The sequence below is a fragment of the Algorimicrobium bowmanii genome (assembly GCF_054031195.1).
The window spans coordinates 1,269,167-1,289,223 of record NZ_CM132929.1 but is presented as its reverse complement, the minus strand read 5'-3'; the positions used below and the strand labels follow the sequence as shown (position 1 = coordinate 1,289,223).

Annotated in this window: 14 protein-coding genes; 11 read left to right on the top strand and 3 right to left on the bottom strand. The window is 33.1% G+C overall.

What is annotated here, in order from left to right:
- Positions 1–2: 2 nt before the first annotated feature.
- The 6 genes from ACW5R3_RS05645 (at position 3) to ACW5R3_RS05620 (ending at position 7,582) form a co-directional block, all read left to right on the top strand.
- Positions 3–1,205, top strand: coding sequence for an aspartate aminotransferase family protein (locus ACW5R3_RS05645; RefSeq protein WP_456578637.1), 1,203 nt, complete (start codon positions 3–5; stop codon positions 1,203–1,205).
- 117 nt (positions 1,206–1,322) lie between these two features.
- Entirely contained in the window at positions 1,323–2,723 is a 1,401-nt protein-coding gene (locus ACW5R3_RS05640; protein WP_456578636.1) for a tetratricopeptide repeat protein, read from the top strand.
- Between the two features lie 43 nt (positions 2,724–2,766).
- On the top strand, positions 2,767–3,777 hold the full coding sequence (locus tag ACW5R3_RS05635) for a DUF368 domain-containing protein (protein WP_456578635.1): 1,011 nt from the start codon (positions 2,767–2,769) through the stop codon (positions 3,775–3,777).
- Positions 3,777–4,787, top strand: a complete 1,011-nt coding sequence (locus tag ACW5R3_RS05630) for a DUF368 domain-containing protein (RefSeq protein ID WP_456578634.1) — start codon at positions 3,777–3,779, stop codon at positions 4,785–4,787. The genes ACW5R3_RS05635 and ACW5R3_RS05630 overlap by 1 nt, the downstream gene beginning before the upstream one ends.
- Positions 4,765–5,523, top strand: a complete 759-nt coding sequence (locus tag ACW5R3_RS05625) for a shikimate dehydrogenase family protein (protein ID WP_456578633.1) — start codon at positions 4,765–4,767, stop codon at positions 5,521–5,523. Before ACW5R3_RS05630 ends, ACW5R3_RS05625 begins: the two co-directional genes overlap by 23 nt.
- A gap of 106 nt (positions 5,524–5,629) precedes the next feature.
- A complete protein-coding gene (locus ACW5R3_RS05620; RefSeq protein WP_456578632.1) occupies positions 5,630–7,582 on the top strand; it encodes a DUF349 domain-containing protein in 1,953 nt (650 codons plus the stop codon).
- Between the two features lie 436 nt (positions 7,583–8,018).
- On the opposite strand, the gene ACW5R3_RS05615 is transcribed toward ACW5R3_RS05620, so the two are convergent.
- The 3 genes from ACW5R3_RS05615 to ACW5R3_RS05605 are packed head-to-tail and all read right to left on the bottom strand — an operon-like array spanning position 8,019 to position 12,607.
- Entirely contained in the window at positions 8,019–9,305 is a 1,287-nt protein-coding gene (locus ACW5R3_RS05615; protein ID WP_456578631.1) for a nucleotide sugar dehydrogenase, read from the bottom strand.
- Between the two features lie 29 nt (positions 9,306–9,334).
- Positions 9,335–11,809 carry a GumC family protein gene (locus tag ACW5R3_RS05610; protein WP_456578630.1) on the bottom strand — a complete coding sequence of 825 codons (2,475 nt, stop codon included), beginning with the start codon at positions 11,807–11,809 and terminating at the stop codon, positions 9,335–9,337.
- A gap of 3 nt (positions 11,810–11,812) precedes the next feature.
- The gene (locus tag ACW5R3_RS05605; RefSeq protein ID WP_456578629.1) at positions 11,813–12,607 is read right to left on the bottom strand and encodes a polysaccharide biosynthesis/export family protein; all 795 of its coding nucleotides are present in this window, start codon (positions 12,605–12,607) and stop codon (positions 11,813–11,815) included.
- 103 nt (positions 12,608–12,710) lie between these two features.
- Between ACW5R3_RS05605 and ACW5R3_RS05600 the strand changes: the two genes are divergently transcribed.
- The 5 genes from ACW5R3_RS05600 (at position 12,711) to secA (ending at position 19,941) form a co-directional block, all read left to right on the top strand.
- Positions 12,711–14,570 carry an ABC-F family ATP-binding cassette domain-containing protein gene (locus ACW5R3_RS05600; protein WP_456578628.1) on the top strand — a complete coding sequence of 620 codons (1,860 nt, stop codon included), beginning with the start codon at positions 12,711–12,713 and terminating at the stop codon, positions 14,568–14,570.
- Positions 14,571–14,615: 45 nt separating this feature from the next.
- Entirely contained in the window at positions 14,616–15,380 is a 765-nt protein-coding gene (locus tag ACW5R3_RS05595) for an O-methyltransferase (protein ID WP_456578627.1), read from the top strand.
- Between the two features lie 118 nt (positions 15,381–15,498).
- Positions 15,499–16,071 (top strand): cob(I)yrinic acid a,c-diamide adenosyltransferase, encoded by a 573-nt coding sequence (locus tag ACW5R3_RS05590; protein WP_456578626.1) that lies wholly within the window; start codon positions 15,499–15,501, stop codon positions 16,069–16,071.
- 149 nt (positions 16,072–16,220) lie between these two features.
- Positions 16,221–16,442 carry a DUF2795 domain-containing protein gene (locus ACW5R3_RS05585; protein WP_008637498.1) on the top strand — a complete coding sequence of 74 codons (222 nt, stop codon included), beginning with the start codon at positions 16,221–16,223 and terminating at the stop codon, positions 16,440–16,442.
- Positions 16,443–16,584: 142 nt separating this feature from the next.
- Complete coding sequence (gene secA / locus ACW5R3_RS05580) at positions 16,585–19,941, top strand: preprotein translocase subunit SecA (protein WP_456578625.1); 3,357 nt, start codon at positions 16,585–16,587, stop codon at positions 19,939–19,941.
- Positions 19,942–20,057: the final 116 nt, after the last annotated feature.

Below are 20,057 nucleotides of genomic sequence, written 5' to 3'. Positions count from 1 at the left end.
CAGTGAAAACGGATTTCTTTAAGCACCAAGCACAAACATCTCCTCACCCTTTAGCTATGGAGGTTTCGCATGCTAAAGGCTCATATATATACAATACAGACAATAAAGCGTTTTTAGATTTTGTTGCAGGAGTTTCAGCGTGTACACTAGGACACAATAACCCTTTAGTCGTTAACGCTATTAAAGACCAAGCAGATAAATACCTGCATGTTATGGTGTACGGTGAATACATTCAAGAACCAGCTGTTGCTTTAACTAAATTACTAGCCAATAACTTACCCGATTCATTACAAAGCACTTATTTAACAAATTCAGGTACAGAAGCAGTTGAAGGCGCAATAAAATTAGCCAAACGCGCTACAGGAAGGAGTGAAATAATATCTGCAAAACATGCGTATCATGGAAACACTATGGGAGCATTAAGCGTAATGGGCTATGAAGAACGCAAAAAAGCATTCCGTCCATTAATTCCAGATGTGCGATTTATACAATTCAACTCTGAAGCCGATATTCAAAAAATAACGACTAAAACCGCTGGTGTTATTCTGGAAACTATTCAAGGTGGAGCAGGTTTTATTGAACCAAATCCTGGATACTTAGAAAACGTAAAAAAACGTTGTGAAGAGGTTGGAGCCTTATTAATTCTAGACGAAATTCAACCAGGAATAGGTCGTACAGGAACACTTTTTGCTTTCGAACACTATAACTGTACACCTCACATTCTTGTTACAGGAAAAGGGCTTGGTGGCGGCATGCCCATTGGCGCTTTTACAAGTTCTAATAAACTCATGCAATTGCTTCAAGATAATCCTAAATTAGGGCATATTACAACATTTGGAGGGCATCCGGTTATTGCTGCCGCAGCACATGCGACACTTAATGAAGTGGTATCATCTCAATTAATGAATGAAACCCAAACAAAAGAAATTTTAATTAAAAAACACCTGAAACATCCACTAATAAAGGAAATACGAGGCAAGGGTTTAATGCTAGCTGCAATAACGCCTTCTGCCGAAATTACTAGTGAAGTTATTTTAAAATCTCAAGAAGCAGGTTTAATTTTATTTTGGCTACTCTTCGAACCCAAAGCCATTAGAATCACACCACCACTAACGATAAGCAACACCGAATTAATAAAAGGTTGTCAAATAATAACACAGATTTTAGACGAGATTCAAACAAGAAACGATCTAAAAACTAATTAAAAAAATGTATAATTGGCTCAATTGTTGATTACTTTGTTAAAAACATTTGAGACATTTGGCATAAATCCCCAAATAGAACGTTACTTTTATTTAAGGAAAAACTATATAAATTAGCTTATGGAGTTAACTCCAAATAACAACAATAATATTTCATTAACTCGATTCGAATCGATGTTAAAAACAAACCATGTTTTGTTTTTTGATTCTGAAGAATTTGAAAATATTATTCACCACTACCTAAACCAAGGTAAAATGGCTTTAGCAAAAAAAGCTATTAAGCTTGGTTTACAACAACACCCAACATCCATTAACTTAAAACTGTTTCAAGTTGAAATTTTCGTTTTTGAAAATGATTTAGAAAAAGCAGATCAACTTATTAACGATTTGCATACGTTGGAACCTAGAAATGAAGAGATTTACATTCAAAAAGCTAATATTTTATCAAAACGCGATAACCATAAAAAAGCTATCGAAGTTTTAGAGAAAGCTGCTGAGCTTTCTGAAGATCCTATTGATATTTATTCTTTAATAGGTATGGAGCATCTGTTTTTGGATCAGTTTGAAGAAGCCAAAAATAACTTCATGAAATGCCTTGAGGCTGACACAGAAGATTACACAGCACTACATAATATGATTTATTGTTTTGAGTTTTTAGAACAACATGAGGAGGCCATAACTTACCTGAATATGTTTCTTGAAAACAATCCTTTTTGTGAAGTTGCATGGCACCAATTAGGAAAACAATATTTCGATTTAAAAGATTATGAAAAAGCATTAACAGCTTTTGATTTTGCTATAATTTCGGATGATACTTTTATTGGAGCTTACCTTGAAAAAGGAAAAGTTTTAGAAAAATTAAAACGTCATGAAGAAGCTATCGAAAACTATTCTATTACGTTACAATTAGAAGACCCTACATCTTTTGCTTTACTTCGCATTGGTGTTTGTCACCAAAAGTTAGGCAATAATGAATTAGCAGTTCAATATTTTTATAAAACAGTTGAGGAAGATCCTTTATTAGATAAAGGTTGGATAGCAATAACTAAATTTTATTTACGTCAGAAAAACTATCAAAAATCACTTTATTATATAAATAAAGCCATGAATATTGATAGTGAAAACATTAATTACTGGAAACTGTACGCACAAATTAATGAACGCTTGAATTTTTTAGAAGAAGCTGAACGTGGCTATAAAAAAACTTTAGAGTTAGGTAATTACGAATTAGATACTTGGTTAAAACGTGGTGATATATTACATAAACTAGGAGAAACAGAAGGCGCTATTTACAATTTCATTCAGGCTTCAGAATTCTATCCTGAAAATGCTGAAATAGAATTTCGTTTAGCTGGCTTACACTACCTACTCCTGGAAACCGAAAAAGGATCATATCATCTAAAAAATGGCTTACGTTATAACGTAGAATATATGTTTATAATTGAAGAATTGTTTCCTACAGTTTACCAATCCAGTCAAGTAAAGTCTCTGCTAAAAATTGACGATAACTCCAACGTCTAATTTTATTTAATTACCTTTGGTTTTCTGTTTATAAAACTAAATCATGCAAAGACGTTTATCCGATTATTTATTGATTTCCCTTAAAGGATTAGCAATGGGAGCAGCCGATGCTGTACCTGGAGTTTCCGGAGGAACCATTGCTTTTATATCAGGTATTTACGAGGAGTTAATAGACACTATAAGTAATATAAATTTAGACTTACTAAAAACTTTAAAAAATTCAGGATTTACTAGTTTTTGGAATGCCTTAAATGGTAATTTCTTACTAGCTCTATTAACTGGTATTATTGTTAGTTTTGTATCGTTTATGCGTTTAGCAAAACATCTTATTGAGTACCATCCGATTCTAATATGGTCATTTTTCTTTGGACTTATAATTGCGAGTATCTATTTTGTTGGTAAGCAAATAACTAAATGGAGCTTACCCACTATTTGTGCTTTAGCTATTGGAACGATTGCTGCCTATTATGTAACAACACTGCCCTCTTCTGCTAGTAATGAATCTCCTTTATTTTTATTTATTGCAGGAGCAATAGCCATTTGCGCCATGATTTTGCCTGGAATATCTGGTTCTTTTATCCTTCTTGTATTGGGTGCATACAAAACGTTAAGCGATGCGTTTCATGATTTTGATATTCAACGTATAGCTATTTTTGCTAGTGGTGCTTTAATAGGCTTACTTAGTTTTAGCCATATATTAAAATGGTTATTTAAAAATTTCCACAATATAACATTAGCGCTTTTAACGGGTTTTATATTTGGCTCTCTTAATAAAGTATGGCCATGGAAAATAACCAACCTAGTTATGGAAAAATCCTCTGGCGCAATAATGCCGCTATCCGACATAAGTAACTTAGGGAACTTAACACTGCATCAACAGCAATTAGCCGATTTTGAATCATTAAAAGTTATTTCAGAAACGAGTGTACTTCCGGAAGTATACAGCTTGAACAATGCCGGCTTTGAGACACAATTATTACCTGCAATCTTATTAATGATTACAGGGTTTCTTACTATTTTTATCTTAGAACGTTTCGGTAAAAAAATAAAATAATGCAAAGCACTCAAACCTTAAAAGATAAATTACTTTTAGTCTTAAAAGGATTGGCTATGGGAGCTGCAAATAAAGTTCCTGGTGTTTCTGGTGGCGTGGTAGCCTTTGTTGCTGGCTTTTATGAAGAGTTTATTTATTCCTTACAAAAGGTTAATGGCAAAGCTTTAAAACTATTACTAAATGGTCGATTTTTAAGCTTTTATCAATATATCAATGGTCGATTTTTAAGCCTTCTATTTTTGGGAATGATTATTAGCTACTTCAGTATCTCAAAAATATTAGACTACCTAATTAAACACTACGAACTCTATGTCTGGAGTGTGTTTTTTGGAATGATTTTAGGGTCAGTGTATTATATTAGTAACGACTTTAAAAGTTGGAATCATAAAACCATAATTGCATTAGTAATTGGTATTATTTTAGGTTTAAGCATTAGCTTTCTAGACCCTGCAATGGAGAATGATAATTTATGGTTTGTATTTTTTTGCGGTATTATAAGTGTATCAGGCATGACACTTCCGGGCTTCTCAGGATCTTTCATACTAATTCTTTTAGGCAACTACGTGCTTTTACTGGTAGATTCAGTTAACGCGCTTTCTGATACATTTTATGAGATTATTCAAGGTGATTTCAGCTTTATAGATAATTCACCGCGTATCCGTATGCTTAAAATCCTTGCTGTTTTTACATTTGGCTCTGTGGTAGGACTAGTTACATTTTCTCATGCGTTAAGCTATATTTTAAAACATTATAAAAATATTACTACAGCTACAATAATAGGTTTTATTACAGGGTCATTAGGTGTTGTCTGGCCTTGGAAAGAAACCATTTTTAAAACAGAAAGCAATGGCGCTCCTATTCTAGACTCTTCTGGAAAGCAAATTATAGCAGATTACCAAAGATATTTACCTGAGGTTACAACTGAAACAGCATGGGCTATGACATATATTATCTTAGGTATTGCTATTGTATTAGGATTAGAATTTTATGGAAAACAATCAAAACATTAACAGACATAAATTTGGATTAATAGGCAAGGATATCTCCTATTCATTTTCTGAAAATTATTTCGCAAATAAATTTAAAACAGAAAATATAAAAGGTGTCAGTTACCAAAATTTTGATATACCAAATATTGAAGCGGTACTGCCTATTTTAGAAGACCCTGAGATAAGAGGCCTAAACGTTACCATACCTTACAAAGAAGCAATTATCCCCTACTTAGATGATTTACATAAAAAAGCCAAAGCCATTGGAGCCGTAAACACGATAAAAATAACCAAATCCGGAAAATTAATAGGCTACAACACTGACTGTTACGGCTTTAAAAACACGATAAAACCGCATTTAAACCCCTCTCATAAAACTGCATTAATTTTAGGCACTGGAGGCGCTAGCAAAGCCATTGCATACACATTAGAAGAGCTAGACATTAACTATTTGTTCGTGTCTAGAAATGCAAGAAACACTAAACAAATTAGTTATAGCGATCTTACAGAAGCATGCATAACAAAGCATCTAGTTATTATAAATTGCACTCCTTTAGGTACTTTTCCAAATATAGCAGACGCTCCAAACATTCCATATGCAGCCTTAACCGAAAACCATATTCTTTTTGACCTAATTTATAACCCTGAAGAAACGGTCTTTCTTAAAAACGGAAGAGAACATAAAGCTACAACTATAAACGGCTTACAGATGTTAAATTTACAAGCCGAAAAAGCTTGGCACATATGGAATAAGTAATAACAGTCGCCTTATATCGCATTTAAAAGCGCTATCTTTTTGTAATTATTACAGTTGTTGCTATCTTTAACGCAAGAGTTATTAAAAAACTAACACATTCAAAAAAATGTCAGAGCACGATAACCTGCCTAAAGCAGATGGAAAATCAGAAGAATTACAAACGGATCACACATTGGAAAATGCCGATCAACAATCAGAAGTAACAAATGCACAAGTAGCTGCTGAACCTGAAGAAACTCAAAACACACCTGAGCAAGAAACTCAAGATGAAGTTATTGATGAAATAGAAGCTTCCAATGCCGAAGACGCCGAAGATGAAGGCAATGCAGAACGACATGAAATTGAAGACATAGATTATGATAAGCTATCTATGGAAGCCCTAATTGATGCTATTGAGAATTTGGTGTCAAATTATAAAGTACAAGCCATAAAGAAACCTCTTGAGGAGATCCGATCGGCTTTTAAATCTCAAATCAATACGCTCTTAGATGAGAAAAAAGAAGAGTTTATAAATGACGGTGGTAATGAAATTGATTTCTACTACAACCACCCACTACAAAATAGATTTAAAGATGCTTATAAAAGCTATAAGAGTAAATTACATACGCATCACAAAAACATTGAAAATAACTTAAAAGAAAACCTTGCTAATAGACTTCAAATAATTGAAGAATTAAAAGGTTTATTTAATGTAGAAGAAAACATAAACACAACCTACAAGCATTTTAAAGACCTACAAGAACGTTGGAAGAATGCTGGACCAATTCCTCGTGACAAATACAATAATGCTTGGAATAGTTACCACCATCATGTGGAGTTATTTTATGATTACCTACATCTGAACAGAGACTTAAGAGATTTAGATTTCAAACATAATCTAGATCAAAAATTAAAAATAATCGAACGTGCTGAAGAACTAGCTGAAGACAAAAACCTTAATCGCGCCTTTAGAGAATTACAAGTTCTACATAAAATGTGGAAAGAAGAACTAGGACCTGTAGATAAAGAGCACCGTGAAACTGTATGGAACCGCTTTAAAGCAGCTACAAAAACAATACATGACCGTCGTCAAGCTCATTTTGCAGATCTAGAAGTAGCCTATGAGAAAAACTTAGAGGTTAAAAAAGAAATAATAGCACATATTCATAAACTAACTGAAAAAGGTGCCGAATCCCATAATGCTTGGCAAAACAACATTAAAGATGTTGAGCAATTAAGAGATTTATTTTTTAGTGCCGGTAAAGTACCTATTAAAGTTAATGAAGAAACTTGGACTGAATTTAAAGACGCTGTTCGTGAATTTAACCGAAAGAAGAATGCCTTTTATAAAAATCTGAAGAAATCACAATTAGATAACTTAAAGCAAAAAATGGCTTTAATTAAAATTGCTGAAGAAAACAAAGACAGTGAGGATTTTAATGCAACCACCGCGTTGATGAAAAAAATTCAAAACGATTGGAAAAAAATCGGTCATGTTCCTAGAAAAAACAGCGATAAAATCTGGAAACAATTTAAAACAGCATGCAACTACTACTTTGACAGATTACACAAAGCCAAAGATGCTGTTAATGCTGAAGGCATGGAAGCTTACAACAGTAAAATTGAGCTTCTAGACACACTAAAGAATCTAGAACTATCTGAAGATAAAGAAGCAAGTTTAGCACAAATTAAAACCGTTTTAGAGCAGTGGAAAGCTATAGGTAATGTACCTAGTAATAAACGCTATGTAGAAACTAAACTAAACAAAGTTCTTGATGGCATATTTAAGAAATTAAATATAGACAAAAACGAATCTGAAATGATTAAGTTCGAAACTAAACTAGAATCGTTAAGTAACGCGAAAGATTCAAGACATTTAGATAATGAGCTTCAATTTATTAGAAAACGCATAAATGAAATTAAAGCTGAAATTAATCAATTGGAAAATAATTTACAGTTCTTCCAAAATGTAAATGATGACAACCCATTGGTTAAAGATGTTCATAAAAACATCTCAAAACATAAGCAAGAACTTGAACTATGGAAAGTTAAGCTTACAAAAATTAAATCGCTATACTAAGATTAGTGTATTTATATAATAGTTATAAATTCAAAATCCTGCTTGTCGTATTTAACTTCAAGCAGGATTTTTACTAACTAAACTAACTAATAGTTGTTTCAGTCCCAAATAAAACAACTAATTCTACCTATATACGCACTTATCAAGGAAAGATATAAGTAAATAAGAATTACTTAAATGCGCATTCATTTTATATACGGAGCGAAAACAAATTTGGATGTTCAATAATGAAAAATAATTATAATTCCACACAACAAAAACACCAAACAATTAATTATCAGTGTACTTAAAACTATTATTTTTTTGAAATTTCCTCTTAAAAAGTCATATTGTTATAAAAATAAAAGGGTTGCATTAAATAAAATGCAACCCTTTTTTATGTAATTCTAAATAAGTTATTTATTTCCAGAATGAAAAACAACTACATTAACAAAGTTTATAAACGCCCATCAGCATCTTCACGTGGTAATAACGACTTAACATCAAACACCACACCCGTTTCACTTTTTAGAGAATTTATATCTAATTCTAAAAACTCATTATGAGAAACAGCTAAAACAATTCCGTCATAGGCATCTTGTAAATTATCAGCTTGACCAATTAAGTTTAAATTATACTCATGTTGTACTTCTTCTGCAGAAGCCCAAGGATCGTATACATCAACGTTAATATCATAAGTTTCAAACTCACGAATAATATCAATAACACGTGAATTACGAATATCAGGACAGTTTTCTTTAAAAGTAATACCTAAGACTAATACATTTGCACCTTTAATTGTAGCGCCTTTTTTAATCATCATTTTTACTGTTTCGGTAGCTACATAACTTCCCATACTATCGTTCATCTTACGACCAGCCAATATAATTTCAGGATTGTAACCACTTTCTATAGCTTTTTGAGCTAGGTAATAAGGATCTACACCAATACAGTGACCACCAACTAAACCTGGAGAGAATTTAATAAAATTCCATTTAGTACCAGCTGCTTCTAATACCGCTTTGGTATCAATATCTAACAACCTAAATATTTTAGATAATTCATTTACGAAAGCAATATTAATATCACGTTGAGAATTTTCAATAACTTTTGCTGCTTCTGCAACTTTTATCGATGGTGCTTTATGTGTTCCAGCTAATATTATTGAGCGATATAAATCATCTACTACAGTTGCTATTTCTGGCGTGGAACCCGATGTTACTTTTAAAATTTTAGTTACAGTGTGTTTTTTATCACCTGGATTAATACGCTCAGGCGAATAACCTGCATAAAAATCTTGATTGAACTTAAGTCCAGAAACGGATTCTAAAATTGGCACACAAACATCTTCTGTAACTCCAGGATATACAGTAGACTCATAAATAACAATATCATCCTTTTTAAGAACTTTTCCGATAGCTTCACTCGCTTTTATAAGCGGAGTAAATACAGGCTTATTTAAAGCATCTGTAGGTGTAGGCACTGTTATAATATAAATATTAGAAGCAGCTAACTCTTCAACTGAGTCTGTAATATACAATCCAAGTTCACCACAAGTTTCGGATAGTACAGCTTTTAAATCTGGCTCAGCTACTTCCAACGTACGGTCTGTTCCTGCACGAAGTTCTTGCACGCGTTTGCTATATATATCAAACCCTGTAACTGGGTATTTCTTTGCAAACTCTACGGCTAGTGGTAAACCAACATAACCTAATCCTACTATTGTAATATTGTGCTTTTTCATAATCTAATTATTGTCCTGTACTCCAGGTATTATATGCGTTTTAAGAACTGTTTAATTTTATTTAGTATGCCTTTATTACCATCTTCATGATAAGCATTTCCATAAACTCCATAACCATAGCCATAGCCATAACCATAGCCATAGCCATAATTATGATTTGATTTATGCTTATAGAAATTAAGTATGAAATTTATGTTTTTCATTTCACCACCTCGGTATTTTGCATTAATTAATTGCAACATCCCTTTTTTGGTATAATCTAATCGTACCATGAATAACGATGTATCAGCATATTTTACAATCTCTAATGCATCTGTTACCAAACCTAATGGTGGTGTATCTAAAATGATAATATCGTAGGTTTTTCGTAAATCGACAATAAGAGACTCCATATTTCCACCCATTAATAATTCGGAAGGATTGGGAGGTATTGGTCCAGCTGGAACTACATCTAGGTTTTCAATATGCGTATGATTTACTACCGATTCAAAATCCGATTCACCAATAAAATAATTCACCATTCCGGTGTCATTGGTTAAACTAAAATCATCAAATATTTTAGGCTTACGTAAATCTAAACCTAATAAAATAGTTTTCTTACCACTTAAGGCATAAACAGTAGCAATATTAATGGAACAAAATGTTTTACCTTCCCCACTAACGGAAGATGTTATCATAATAGTTCTACCGCCTTCTTTAGGGTCTTTGTTTAAAATAAACTGCAAACTAGAACGAATAGAACGAAAAGATTCGGCTACAGCTGATTTTGGTTTTTCAAAAACAACCAAGTTGTTATGATAGCGATATTTACCAATTAATCCTAAAATAGGAATTTTAGACAAACGCTCTACTTCATCTGAACCATGAATAGTATGATCTAATAAAAAGACTACAAAAATAAGAAACATTGGAATAAAGAAACCAAGCATAAGTCCCATCATATAATTCAAGGATTTATTCGGACCTATTAATCCGCCTCCAATATCTTTAGCTTCGTCAATGATACTAATATCTGATATATTTGCTGCTTTTACTATGGCTGCCTCACTTCGCTTATCCATATATAAGTTATAAGCTTCCTGACTAATATCTAGTTTTCGTTGTATCTTTAAAAACTCCTGCTGATCTTCTGGCAAACCGCTTAATTTTGCTTCTAATTCAGCTATATTAGCATTTAACTTACTCATTAATATGCGAATCGTGTTTTTCGTAGCTCTAATAGTTTCTAGTAACACGTTTTTTTCAGCATCTATTTGTCTATCTAAATCTTTAAAATTTACAGATCCTTCACGAGTCGTATACTCTTTGCTTTGTCGTTCTATAGCTAAAGCTGTTATTTTAGATACACTACTCTGTATGTTTGTTTCTTCAATACCTACCGAACTCGGTGCGGCAATACTTGTATAATTAGTTTTGGTTTGTAAATATGTTTCTAAAGCATCTAAGTAATTAAGTTTACTTGTTTCTGCTTCACGTTCAAATTCCAAATCCTTTAGCTTGCTAGAAATATCACTCATTTCTGTCGATACATCGAAGACCTTATTCTTCTTTCTAAACGAGTTCATCTCATCAGCAAAATCTTTTAAGTTGGTATTTACAGCGTTCAAACTACTGTCAATAAACTTAATTGTATTGGTTGCATATAAATTTTTACGCTCCAATTCTGTTTCACTCAATATTGTTGCTGTAGTATTTAAATAATCAACAATTTTAGATTTATTATTTCCTGCTAAACTTAAACGCAATACTGATGCTGATGCGCTACTAAACGGATTAACACCAATTCCTCTTTTATAACTATTTACTACGCCATCGAAATTGCTAAATTGCATAAAATACTCGCTACCAACTTGTACAACCCGATCTTTTCTTAAATTTAAAACACCATTAAAAAACGGTAAATCTATTACAGAGCCTACTTGAAATGTTTTCTTATAAGGACCTAATGGCACCGATACAGATTGTCTTTCTTTAGTATCATAGCGTTGTCCTGAACCTCGTTCTGTTTCATATTCGGTAAATACCTCAAAAGTTGATTCAGACAAAAATCGAATACCTATAAATTTCCCTAACACTTGAGGTTTATCTAAACTTGGTGTAAAAACAAAAGGTGTGTTTTTATATACATCAATTTTTCGATACTTACCTTGAACAAAATAGTTCATATAAGACTTCAGGGAATCTACTACTTTTTCATTATGCGTTCTGGTTTGTAGTGTAGTTATGGTTTTTCCCATTTTTCCTGACACACCTCCCCAATTGAAAGAAATACTGGTATTGGCTGTAAAAAAAGGATTCTGATCGTTTTCAACGGATATAAGCGATTCTAATTTATAAACATTCTGTTTTCTAACATTTATAAAATAAGCTATCACAAGTGCGACACCAATACAAGCCAATACAAATTTCCAAAGGTTTAATACTTTAAATAAATACCCTTTAAAATCGAAATTAATACTCCCATTTTCGCCTTGGTCTACATCATCATATTCGTATTCTGCCATAATTTAAAGCTTGTCTATTAGTAGTAAAGTTGTCGTTACTAAGGATAATGCAGTTATAATTGTTCCAAGTGTTTGCAACCCTGTAATACCCGTTCCCCATGATTTTTGTTTCAAAGGCTTCACATAAATAATATCATTCATCTGAATATAATAATACGGCGATTCCATAACACTTACATCTAATAAATTTAGATGATGAATTTGTTGTCCTTGTGGGTATTGCCTGATAATCGTTACATCTTCACGGTTTCCCGTTACCAAAATATCACCTGCATTTGCTAAGGCTTCAAAAATATTAACGCGAGGTTGGTAAAGGGTTTGTGTTCCTGTACTACCAACTTCTCCAGTTACGGTAAATCGCAACCCTGTTAATTTAACAGTAACAAAAATATTAGCAGCCTCCTTAAACTCATCGGCTAATAGTTTTGTTTCAATCATTTTTTCAATTTCTTCAGTAGTAAAACCTAAAACATTAATCTCTCCTAAAACTGGTATTCGAATATTTCCATGCATATCTACCGTAAAACCATCAAAAAAAGCACGCTCATCACCATTGGCATTTAAGTCTGCTTCTCCAACAGGATTGTAGATTTGAACATTTTCTTGATCCAATGCTTTTACACGAATATTAAGGATATCGTTTATTTGAACACGGTAAGGCTTTTGCTTTTCGGTTATAACTTGAGTAGAATCTGTACCGGTTTCTTTATTTTGTAAATACACCAATTCTTTATTAGGAATACAAGACACTGACAACAAGGTTAATAAACCTAATAAAATTACATATAAATGCTTCATTGTAAGGATGAGAGTTTCATCACAAATATAGCTTTTCAGTAGGAAAATCAAAACTTATCATATAAATTTTGATTTATTTACGTTCTTTGCAAAAAAATATACGTTGAACTACCTTACTGTTGAAAATATCTCGAAATCTTATGGCGAATTAACGCTGTTTGAAAACTTATCTTTTAGTATTCATAAAGATCAGAAAATTGCCTTTGTTGCCAAAAACGGAACTGGCAAAACATCTGTATTAAATATGCTTGCAGGAAAAGACAGTCCCGACTCTGGACAAATTATATACCGCAAAGATATTACAGTAGCGGTACTCTCACAGGATCCCGATTTAAAAGATAGCTTAACCGTTGAGGAAGCTATATTTGATACTTCAAACCCTATACTAGATGTCATTAAAGCATATGAACTAGCACTTAAAAATCCAGATGATTCCGAAGCTTATCAAAAAGCTTTTGAAAACATGGACAGACATCAAGCTTGGGATTTTGAAACCCAATACAAGCAAATTCTATTTCAATTAAAACTTGATAACCTCAACCAAAAAGTAAGTGCCCTTTCTGGAGGACAGAAAAAACGCTTAGCATTAGCCAATGCTTTATTAAAAAAACCGGATCTATTAATTTTAGATGAACCTACGAATCATCTAGATTTAGAAATGATTGAATGGTTAGAAGGTTTTTTTGCAAAAGAACAAATTACCTTATTTATGGTTACGCATGATCGTTATTTTTTAGAACGTGTGTGCAATGAAATAATCGAATTAGACCACGGAGAACTTTTTGCCTACAAAGGGAATTATTCATACTATCTTGAAAAAAGAGAGGCCCGAATTGAAAACGAAGCTATAGAAACAGGCAAAGCGAAACAATTATTCAAAAAAGAATTAGACTGGATGCGCAAACAACCAAAGGCGCGAACCACTAAATCTAAATCTAGAATTGATGATTTTCATGATATTAAACACCGAGCAAACAAACGCCGTCAAGACCATGAAATACAACTAGAATTAAACATGGAGCGTTTGGGGAGTAAAATCCTTGAGCTCCATAAAGTATCTAAAAGCTTTAAAGACAAAACCATTTTAGATCAATTCGAATACACTTTCAAAAAAGGAGAACGTGTTGGTATTATTGGAAAAAACGGTACAGGAAAATCAACATTTTTAAACATCTTAACTCAAACTATAACACCCGATTCCGGTAAAGTTGTAATTGGTGAAACGGTGAAGTTCGGGTACTACACCCAATCTGGAATCACCATAAAACCAGAACAAAAAGTAATTGATGTTATAAAAGAATTTGGCGAGTATATACCTCTAAAAAAAGGACGTCAAATTAGTGCTGGACAACTTTTAGAACGCTTTTTATTTAGTAGAAAAAAACAATATGATTTTGTTGAAAAATTAAGTGGTGGCGAACGAAAACGCCTATATTTATGTACCGTATTAATACAAAATCCGAATTTTCTTATTTTAGATGAGCCGACTAACGACCTTGATATTGTAACCTTAAATGTCCTTGAAAGCTTCCTTTTAGATTTCCCAGGCTGTTTAATGGTTGTTTCTCACGACCGTTATTTTATGGACAAAATTGTTGACCACCTATTAGTCTTTAGAGGAGAAGGAGTTGTAGAAGATTTTCCTGGAAATTACTCCGATTTCAGAACTTATGAAGATAGTTTTGTCCCAGAATCTAAAGACTCCGATAAAAAAGAAAAAAAACAGTGGAAAAAAGACTCTAATACCAGTTTGACATATAACGAGCAGAAAGAATATAAAAACATTGAGAGTAAAATAAGTAGTCTAGAATACGATAAGGCTGAAATTGAAAAGCAATTTCTAAATCCCGATTTAACACCTGATGAAATAAATACATTATCTGAAAAACTTCAAGAAATATTAGACGATATTGAAGAAAAAGAAATGCGTTGGTTTGAACTCAGTGCTAAACTAGAGGAGTAATCTATTCTGGTTATTCTAAATATAATAGATTAAAAGGCTAACAACGTGTACCAACAAAAAAAATACATTCAATTTTTATTAAACTCTACCAACCAACATGGTGTACACTCTCCTTTTATTTATAAACTAATAACCACCTGTTTTTATGATAAAACAGACTATTCAGCTTATACAACATTACAAGATTACCGAAAAAATCTACTTAAAAACAATCAAAAATTAAACATTACAGACTTAGGTCCTGGTTCAAAAAAAACAAAAACGAAGCAACGTGTCGTTTCTGAAATAACAAAAACATCTGGTAGTAAATTAAACCGAGCTAAATTAGCGTACAGATTAAGCAAGTATTTTAATCCTAAGCACATTTTAGAATTAGGCACTTCATTGGGAATTGCCACACAAGCTTTGCACCTAGGATCGCCAAACGCACAAATAACAACTATTGAAGGTTGTCCAAATATTTCTCAGTTTACAAAAGACTCATTAAAAAATCTCGAGAACATACAGTTTCTAAACGGTGATTTTGCATCTCAAATATCCTCCTTACAGAATAATACATGGGATATTGTTTTTATAGATGGTAACCATACTAAAGAAGCCACCATTAATTATTTTGAGACCTTACTCCCTACTGCTCACAATGACACGCTATTTATTTTTGATGACATCTATTGGTCAAAAGGCATGACTGAAGCATGGGAAATTATAAAAAAACACCCCAAAGTAACGGCTACTATAGACACTTTTTTCTGGGGCTTTGTTTTCTTCCGTAAAGAGCAAGGTAAAGAGCATTTTAAAATCCGCCTATAAATATTAAATAAGCATCCAAAAAAGAGACTAAAGCAATCGCTTCATAGATCATAAACCTTAAATAATTCTTTGTCTTACCACGCATAACCTGTAACTTTGATAAACTAATTTCTACTTTATGAAAGTTTACACAAAAACAGGTGATAAAGGTACCACAGCCTTATTTGGAGGTACCCGAGTACCTAAACACCATATACGAATTGATAGTTACGGAACAGTTGATGAACTAAACTCCCATTTGGGACTTATTAGAGATCAGGATATCAACCCTCACTACAAAGACGTTTTAATTCATATTCAAGATCGCTTATTTACAGTAGGTGCCATATTAGCAACCGACCCTGAAAAAGCAGTTCTAAAAAACGGAAAAGAGCGCCTAAATATTCCTAAAATTTCTGATGAAAACATTAAGCTATTAGAACAAGAAATAGATAATATGAATGACGACTTACCCCCTATGACACACTTTGTTTTACCAGGTGGTCATCAAACAGTGTCATTCTGTCACATAGCACGCTGTGTTTGCCGTCGTGCGGAACGTTTAGCCACGGAACTAAACACTGTAGACCCTATTGACGCCATGGCACTAACCTATTTAAATCGCCTATCTGACTATATATTTGTATTGGCACGAAAATTGTCCTTTGACTTAAACGCAGAGGAAGTTAAGTGGATTCCTGAAAAACAGTAATCCGTACAGACAAAGCCTGTTTTTACCCTTAAGTACTTTTAAATTAGCTACTAAAGGCACGTTCTTGTATTTTATGTGTAATTAATTGTTTTTTTTCTTGTGTATTTAAACTAAAAATTTATTTTTGCAAAAAATAAAACGAATTACAAATGTATTGGACACTAGAATTAGCATCTTATTTAAGTGATGCACCTTGGCCTGCCACTAAAGATGAACTTATTGATTACTCAATTAGAACAGGAGCACCATTAGAAGTAGTTGAAAACTTACAATCTATTGAAGATGAAGGTGACTCTTATGAGTCTATTCAAGAAATCTGGCCGGATTATCCAACAGACGAAGATTACCTCTGGAACGAGGATGAATATTAATAACATTTTAAAAAAGTCTCGTCTAGAGGCTTTTTTTATACATTAATATTAAGACACAAACAAAACGTTTTTTTGAAATTCAAAAAAACAAAACATATATTTAATATTAGCGAATAGCTAATACAACTTAAACACCTAACAAATGAGTTTTTTAGATTCAGTCCTTAAGGTTTTTGTTGGCGATAAGTCTAAACAAGACGTAAAAGCCATCATGCCTCTAGTTGAAAAAATTAAAACATTCGAAGCCGCACTCGAAAAACTATCTCATGATGACCTTCGTGCTAAAACGGCAGAATTCAAAGAAAAAATTGCCGAAGCAAGGAAACCACTCCAAGCTGAAATTGACAACCTTCTAGAAAAGGCTAATAATACTGAGGATATCGACCAACGTGAAGATATATACCTAGAAGTTGATAAAATAAAGGACACGATTTACACCGTTACCGAAAAAGTGCTTAACGATATTCTTCCTGAAGCCTTTGCCGTGGTTAAAGAAACAGCTAAACGTTTTGTTCATAATACACAAATAGCAGTAACAGCTAATACTTTCGATCGTGAAATTTCAGGAGAAAAAGACTATGTTGAATTACAAGACAATCAAGCTATTTGGGCTAACTCATGGGATGCTGCTGGGAAACCAGTTACCTGGGACATGATTCATTATGATGTGCAGCTTATTGGTGGTATTGCTATGCACCAAGGTAAAATTGCCGAAATGCACACAGGGGAAGGTAAAACACTTGTTGCAACATTACCTGTATATTTAAATGCTCTTGCAGGTAAAGGTGTTCACTTAGTAACTGTAAATGATTATCTAGCAAAACGTGATAGTGCATGGATGGCTCCTATTTTTGAGTTTCACGGAATGCGTGTAGACTGTATAGATTATCACCAACCAAATTCTGCCGCTCGTAAAAAAGCATATTTAGCAGATATCACTTACGGAACAAATAACGAATTTGGTTTCGATTATTTACGTGATAACATGGCACATTCACCTGATGATTTAGTGCAACGCCCACACCATTATGCTATTGTTGATGAGGTGGATTCTGTATTAATTGATGATGCTAGAACACCTTTAATTATATCTGGACCTATCCCTCAAGGAGATCGTCATGAATTTATAGATTTAAAACCTAAAGTAGATAGCATTGTTTCTGTTCAGCGTAAATACTTAACAGGCGTACTAGCTGAAGCTAAAAAACTTATTGCTGCTGGCGATACTAAAGAAGGTGGTTTTCAGTTATTACGTGCCTACAGAGGTATTCCAAAAAATAAAGCATTAATTAAGTTTTTAAGTGAAGAAGGTATCAAGCAGTTACTTCAAAAAACTGAAAACTATTACATGCAAGACAATAACCGTGAGATGCCAAAAATTGACGCGGAATTGTACTATGTTATTGAAGAAAAGAATAATCAGATTGAATTAACCGATAAAGGTATTGAGTTCCTTTCAGGAAAAGACGATCCGAATTTCTTCGTAATGCCAGAAATAGGAATAGAAATTTCAAAAATTGAAAATCAAAACCTATCATCTGAAGAAGAGGCTAATTTAAAAGAAGACCTTTTTAGAGATTACGGAATCAAATCTGAACGTATTCATACTTTAAACCAATTACTTAAAGCATATGCCTTGTTTGAAAAAGACAATCAATATGTAGTAATGGACAACAAAGTTATGATTGTTGATGAACAAACTGGTCGTATTATGGATGGTCGTCGTTATTCAGACGGATTACACCAAGCCATAGAAGCTAAAGAAAATGTAAAAATTGAAGATGCTACTCAAACATTTGCAACAGTAACGCTTCAAAACTACTTTAGAATGTACCGTAAACTATCGGGTATGACCGGTACGGCAGTTACAGAAGCTGGTGAATTTTGGGAAATCTACAAATTAGATGTTGTTGAAATTCCAACAAACAGACCTATTGCACGTGACGATCGTGACGATTTAGTTTACAAAACAAAACGTGAAAAATACAATGCTGTTATTGATGAAGTTACCAAACTTTCTCAAGCAGGACGTCCGGTACTTATAGGAACAACCAATGTTGAAATTAGTGAATTATTAGGAAAAATGCTTTCTATCAGAAAAGTACCTCATAATGTCTTAAATGCCAAATTACATAAAAAAGAAGCCGATATTGTAGCTGAAGCTGGCCAACCAGGACAAGTTACTATAGCAACAAACATGGCTGGTCGTGGTACCGATATTAAATTATCAGATGCTGTTAAAAAAGCTGGAGGTTTAGCTATTATAGGTACGGAACGTCATGATTCTCGTCGTGTTGACCGTCAATTACGTGGTCGTGCAGGTCGTCAAGGAGATCCAGGTAGCTCACAGTTTTATGTGTCTTTAGAGGATAATTTAATGCGCTTATTTGGTAGTGAACGTATTGCCAAAATGATGGATAGAATGGGATTAGAAGAAGGTGAAGTAATTCAGCATTCTATGATTTCTAAATCTATTGAACGTGCTCAGAAAAAAGTAGAAGAAAACAACTTTGGTGTACGTAAACGTTTATTAGAATATGATGACGTAATGAACTCGCAACGTGAAGTGGTTTACAAACGCCGCCATCATGCACTACACGGAGAACGTTTACGTGTTGATTTAGCCAACATGATTTACGATACTTCAGAAGGTATTGCCATTTCAAACAAAGGAGCAAACGATTATAAGAATTTTGAATTCGAATTAATTCGTTATTTCTCAATGGGATCTCCTGTTACTGAAACAGAATTTAATAAGCTAAACCCACAAGATTTAGCTGGTAAAATATACAAAGCCGCTTTTGATCATTACCGTACTAAAATGGACCGTAATGCAGAACTTGCTTTTCCTGTTATTAAAAATGTTTACGAAAACCAACGTGATAAATTTAAACGTATCGTTGTTCCATTTACAGATGGTGTAAAAACAATTCAAGTTGTTACAGATCTTGAAAAAGCATATGAAACTAACGGTAAACAGTTAATTAATGATTTTGAGAAAAACATTACTTTAGCTATCGTTGATGACTCTTGGAAAACACATTTACGCAAAATGGACGAATTAAAGCAATCCGTTCAGTTAGCCGTTCATGAACAAAAAGATCCGCTTTTAATTTACAAATTTGAAGCCTTTGAATTATTTAAAGGTATGATAGATAAGGTTAATAAAGATGTAATTTCATTCTTATTCAAAGGTGAGTTACCTACAGAAACAACCGAAGCTATTCAAGAAGCGCGTCAGTCTATTAAAAAAGAAAATCTTCAAACACAAAAAGAAGAAATTCAAAACTTAGATGAACGTGCTGCTCAAACACGTGAAGCAGGAAATACGCAACGTCAAGCAGAACCTGTAGAAACAATTGTAAGAGATAGTCCAAAAATTGGTCGTAACGACAAAGTAACCATCAAAAATGTCATGAATGGTGAAAACAAAACGCTTAAGTTTAAACAAGCCGAGCCATTACTAGCTAAAGGCGACTGGGTTATTGTTAACGACTAACAATTCCTACATTATATTATAAGAAAAATCCGAAGTAACCCTTCGGATTTTTTTGTTTTCCGTTCAGATGTCGGAATTTTAATAGGCTTTAACGAAAAGCAGATTGATATTCATTA

Coding starts and splice junctions, on each gene's coding strand:
- ACW5R3_RS05615 (WP_456578631.1), bottom strand. CDS start 9,305: ATGAAAAAGCACAATATTACAATAGTAGGATTAGGTTATGTTGGTTTA.
- ACW5R3_RS05635 (WP_456578635.1), top strand. CDS start 2,767: ATGCAAAGACGTTTATCCGATTATTTATTGATTTCCCTTAAAGGATTA.
- ACW5R3_RS05630 (WP_456578634.1), top strand. CDS start 3,777: ATGCAAAGCACTCAAACCTTAAAAGATAAATTACTTTTAGTCTTAAAA.
- ACW5R3_RS05620 (WP_456578632.1), top strand. CDS start 5,630: ATGTCAGAGCACGATAACCTGCCTAAAGCAGATGGAAAATCAGAAGAA.
- ACW5R3_RS05625 (WP_456578633.1), top strand. CDS start 4,765: ATGGAAAACAATCAAAACATTAACAGACATAAATTTGGATTAATAGGC.
- secA (WP_456578625.1), top strand. CDS start 16,585: ATGAGTTTTTTAGATTCAGTCCTTAAGGTTTTTGTTGGCGATAAGTCT.
- ACW5R3_RS05640 (WP_456578636.1), top strand. CDS start 1,323: ATGGAGTTAACTCCAAATAACAACAATAATATTTCATTAACTCGATTC.
- ACW5R3_RS05585 (WP_008637498.1), top strand. CDS start 16,221: ATGTATTGGACACTAGAATTAGCATCTTATTTAAGTGATGCACCTTGG.
- ACW5R3_RS05610 (WP_456578630.1), bottom strand. CDS start 11,809: ATGGCAGAATACGAATATGATGATGTAGACCAAGGCGAAAATGGGAGT.
- ACW5R3_RS05590 (WP_456578626.1), top strand. CDS start 15,499: ATGAAAGTTTACACAAAAACAGGTGATAAAGGTACCACAGCCTTATTT.
- ACW5R3_RS05605 (WP_456578629.1), bottom strand. CDS start 12,607: ATGAAGCATTTATATGTAATTTTATTAGGTTTATTAACCTTGTTGTCA.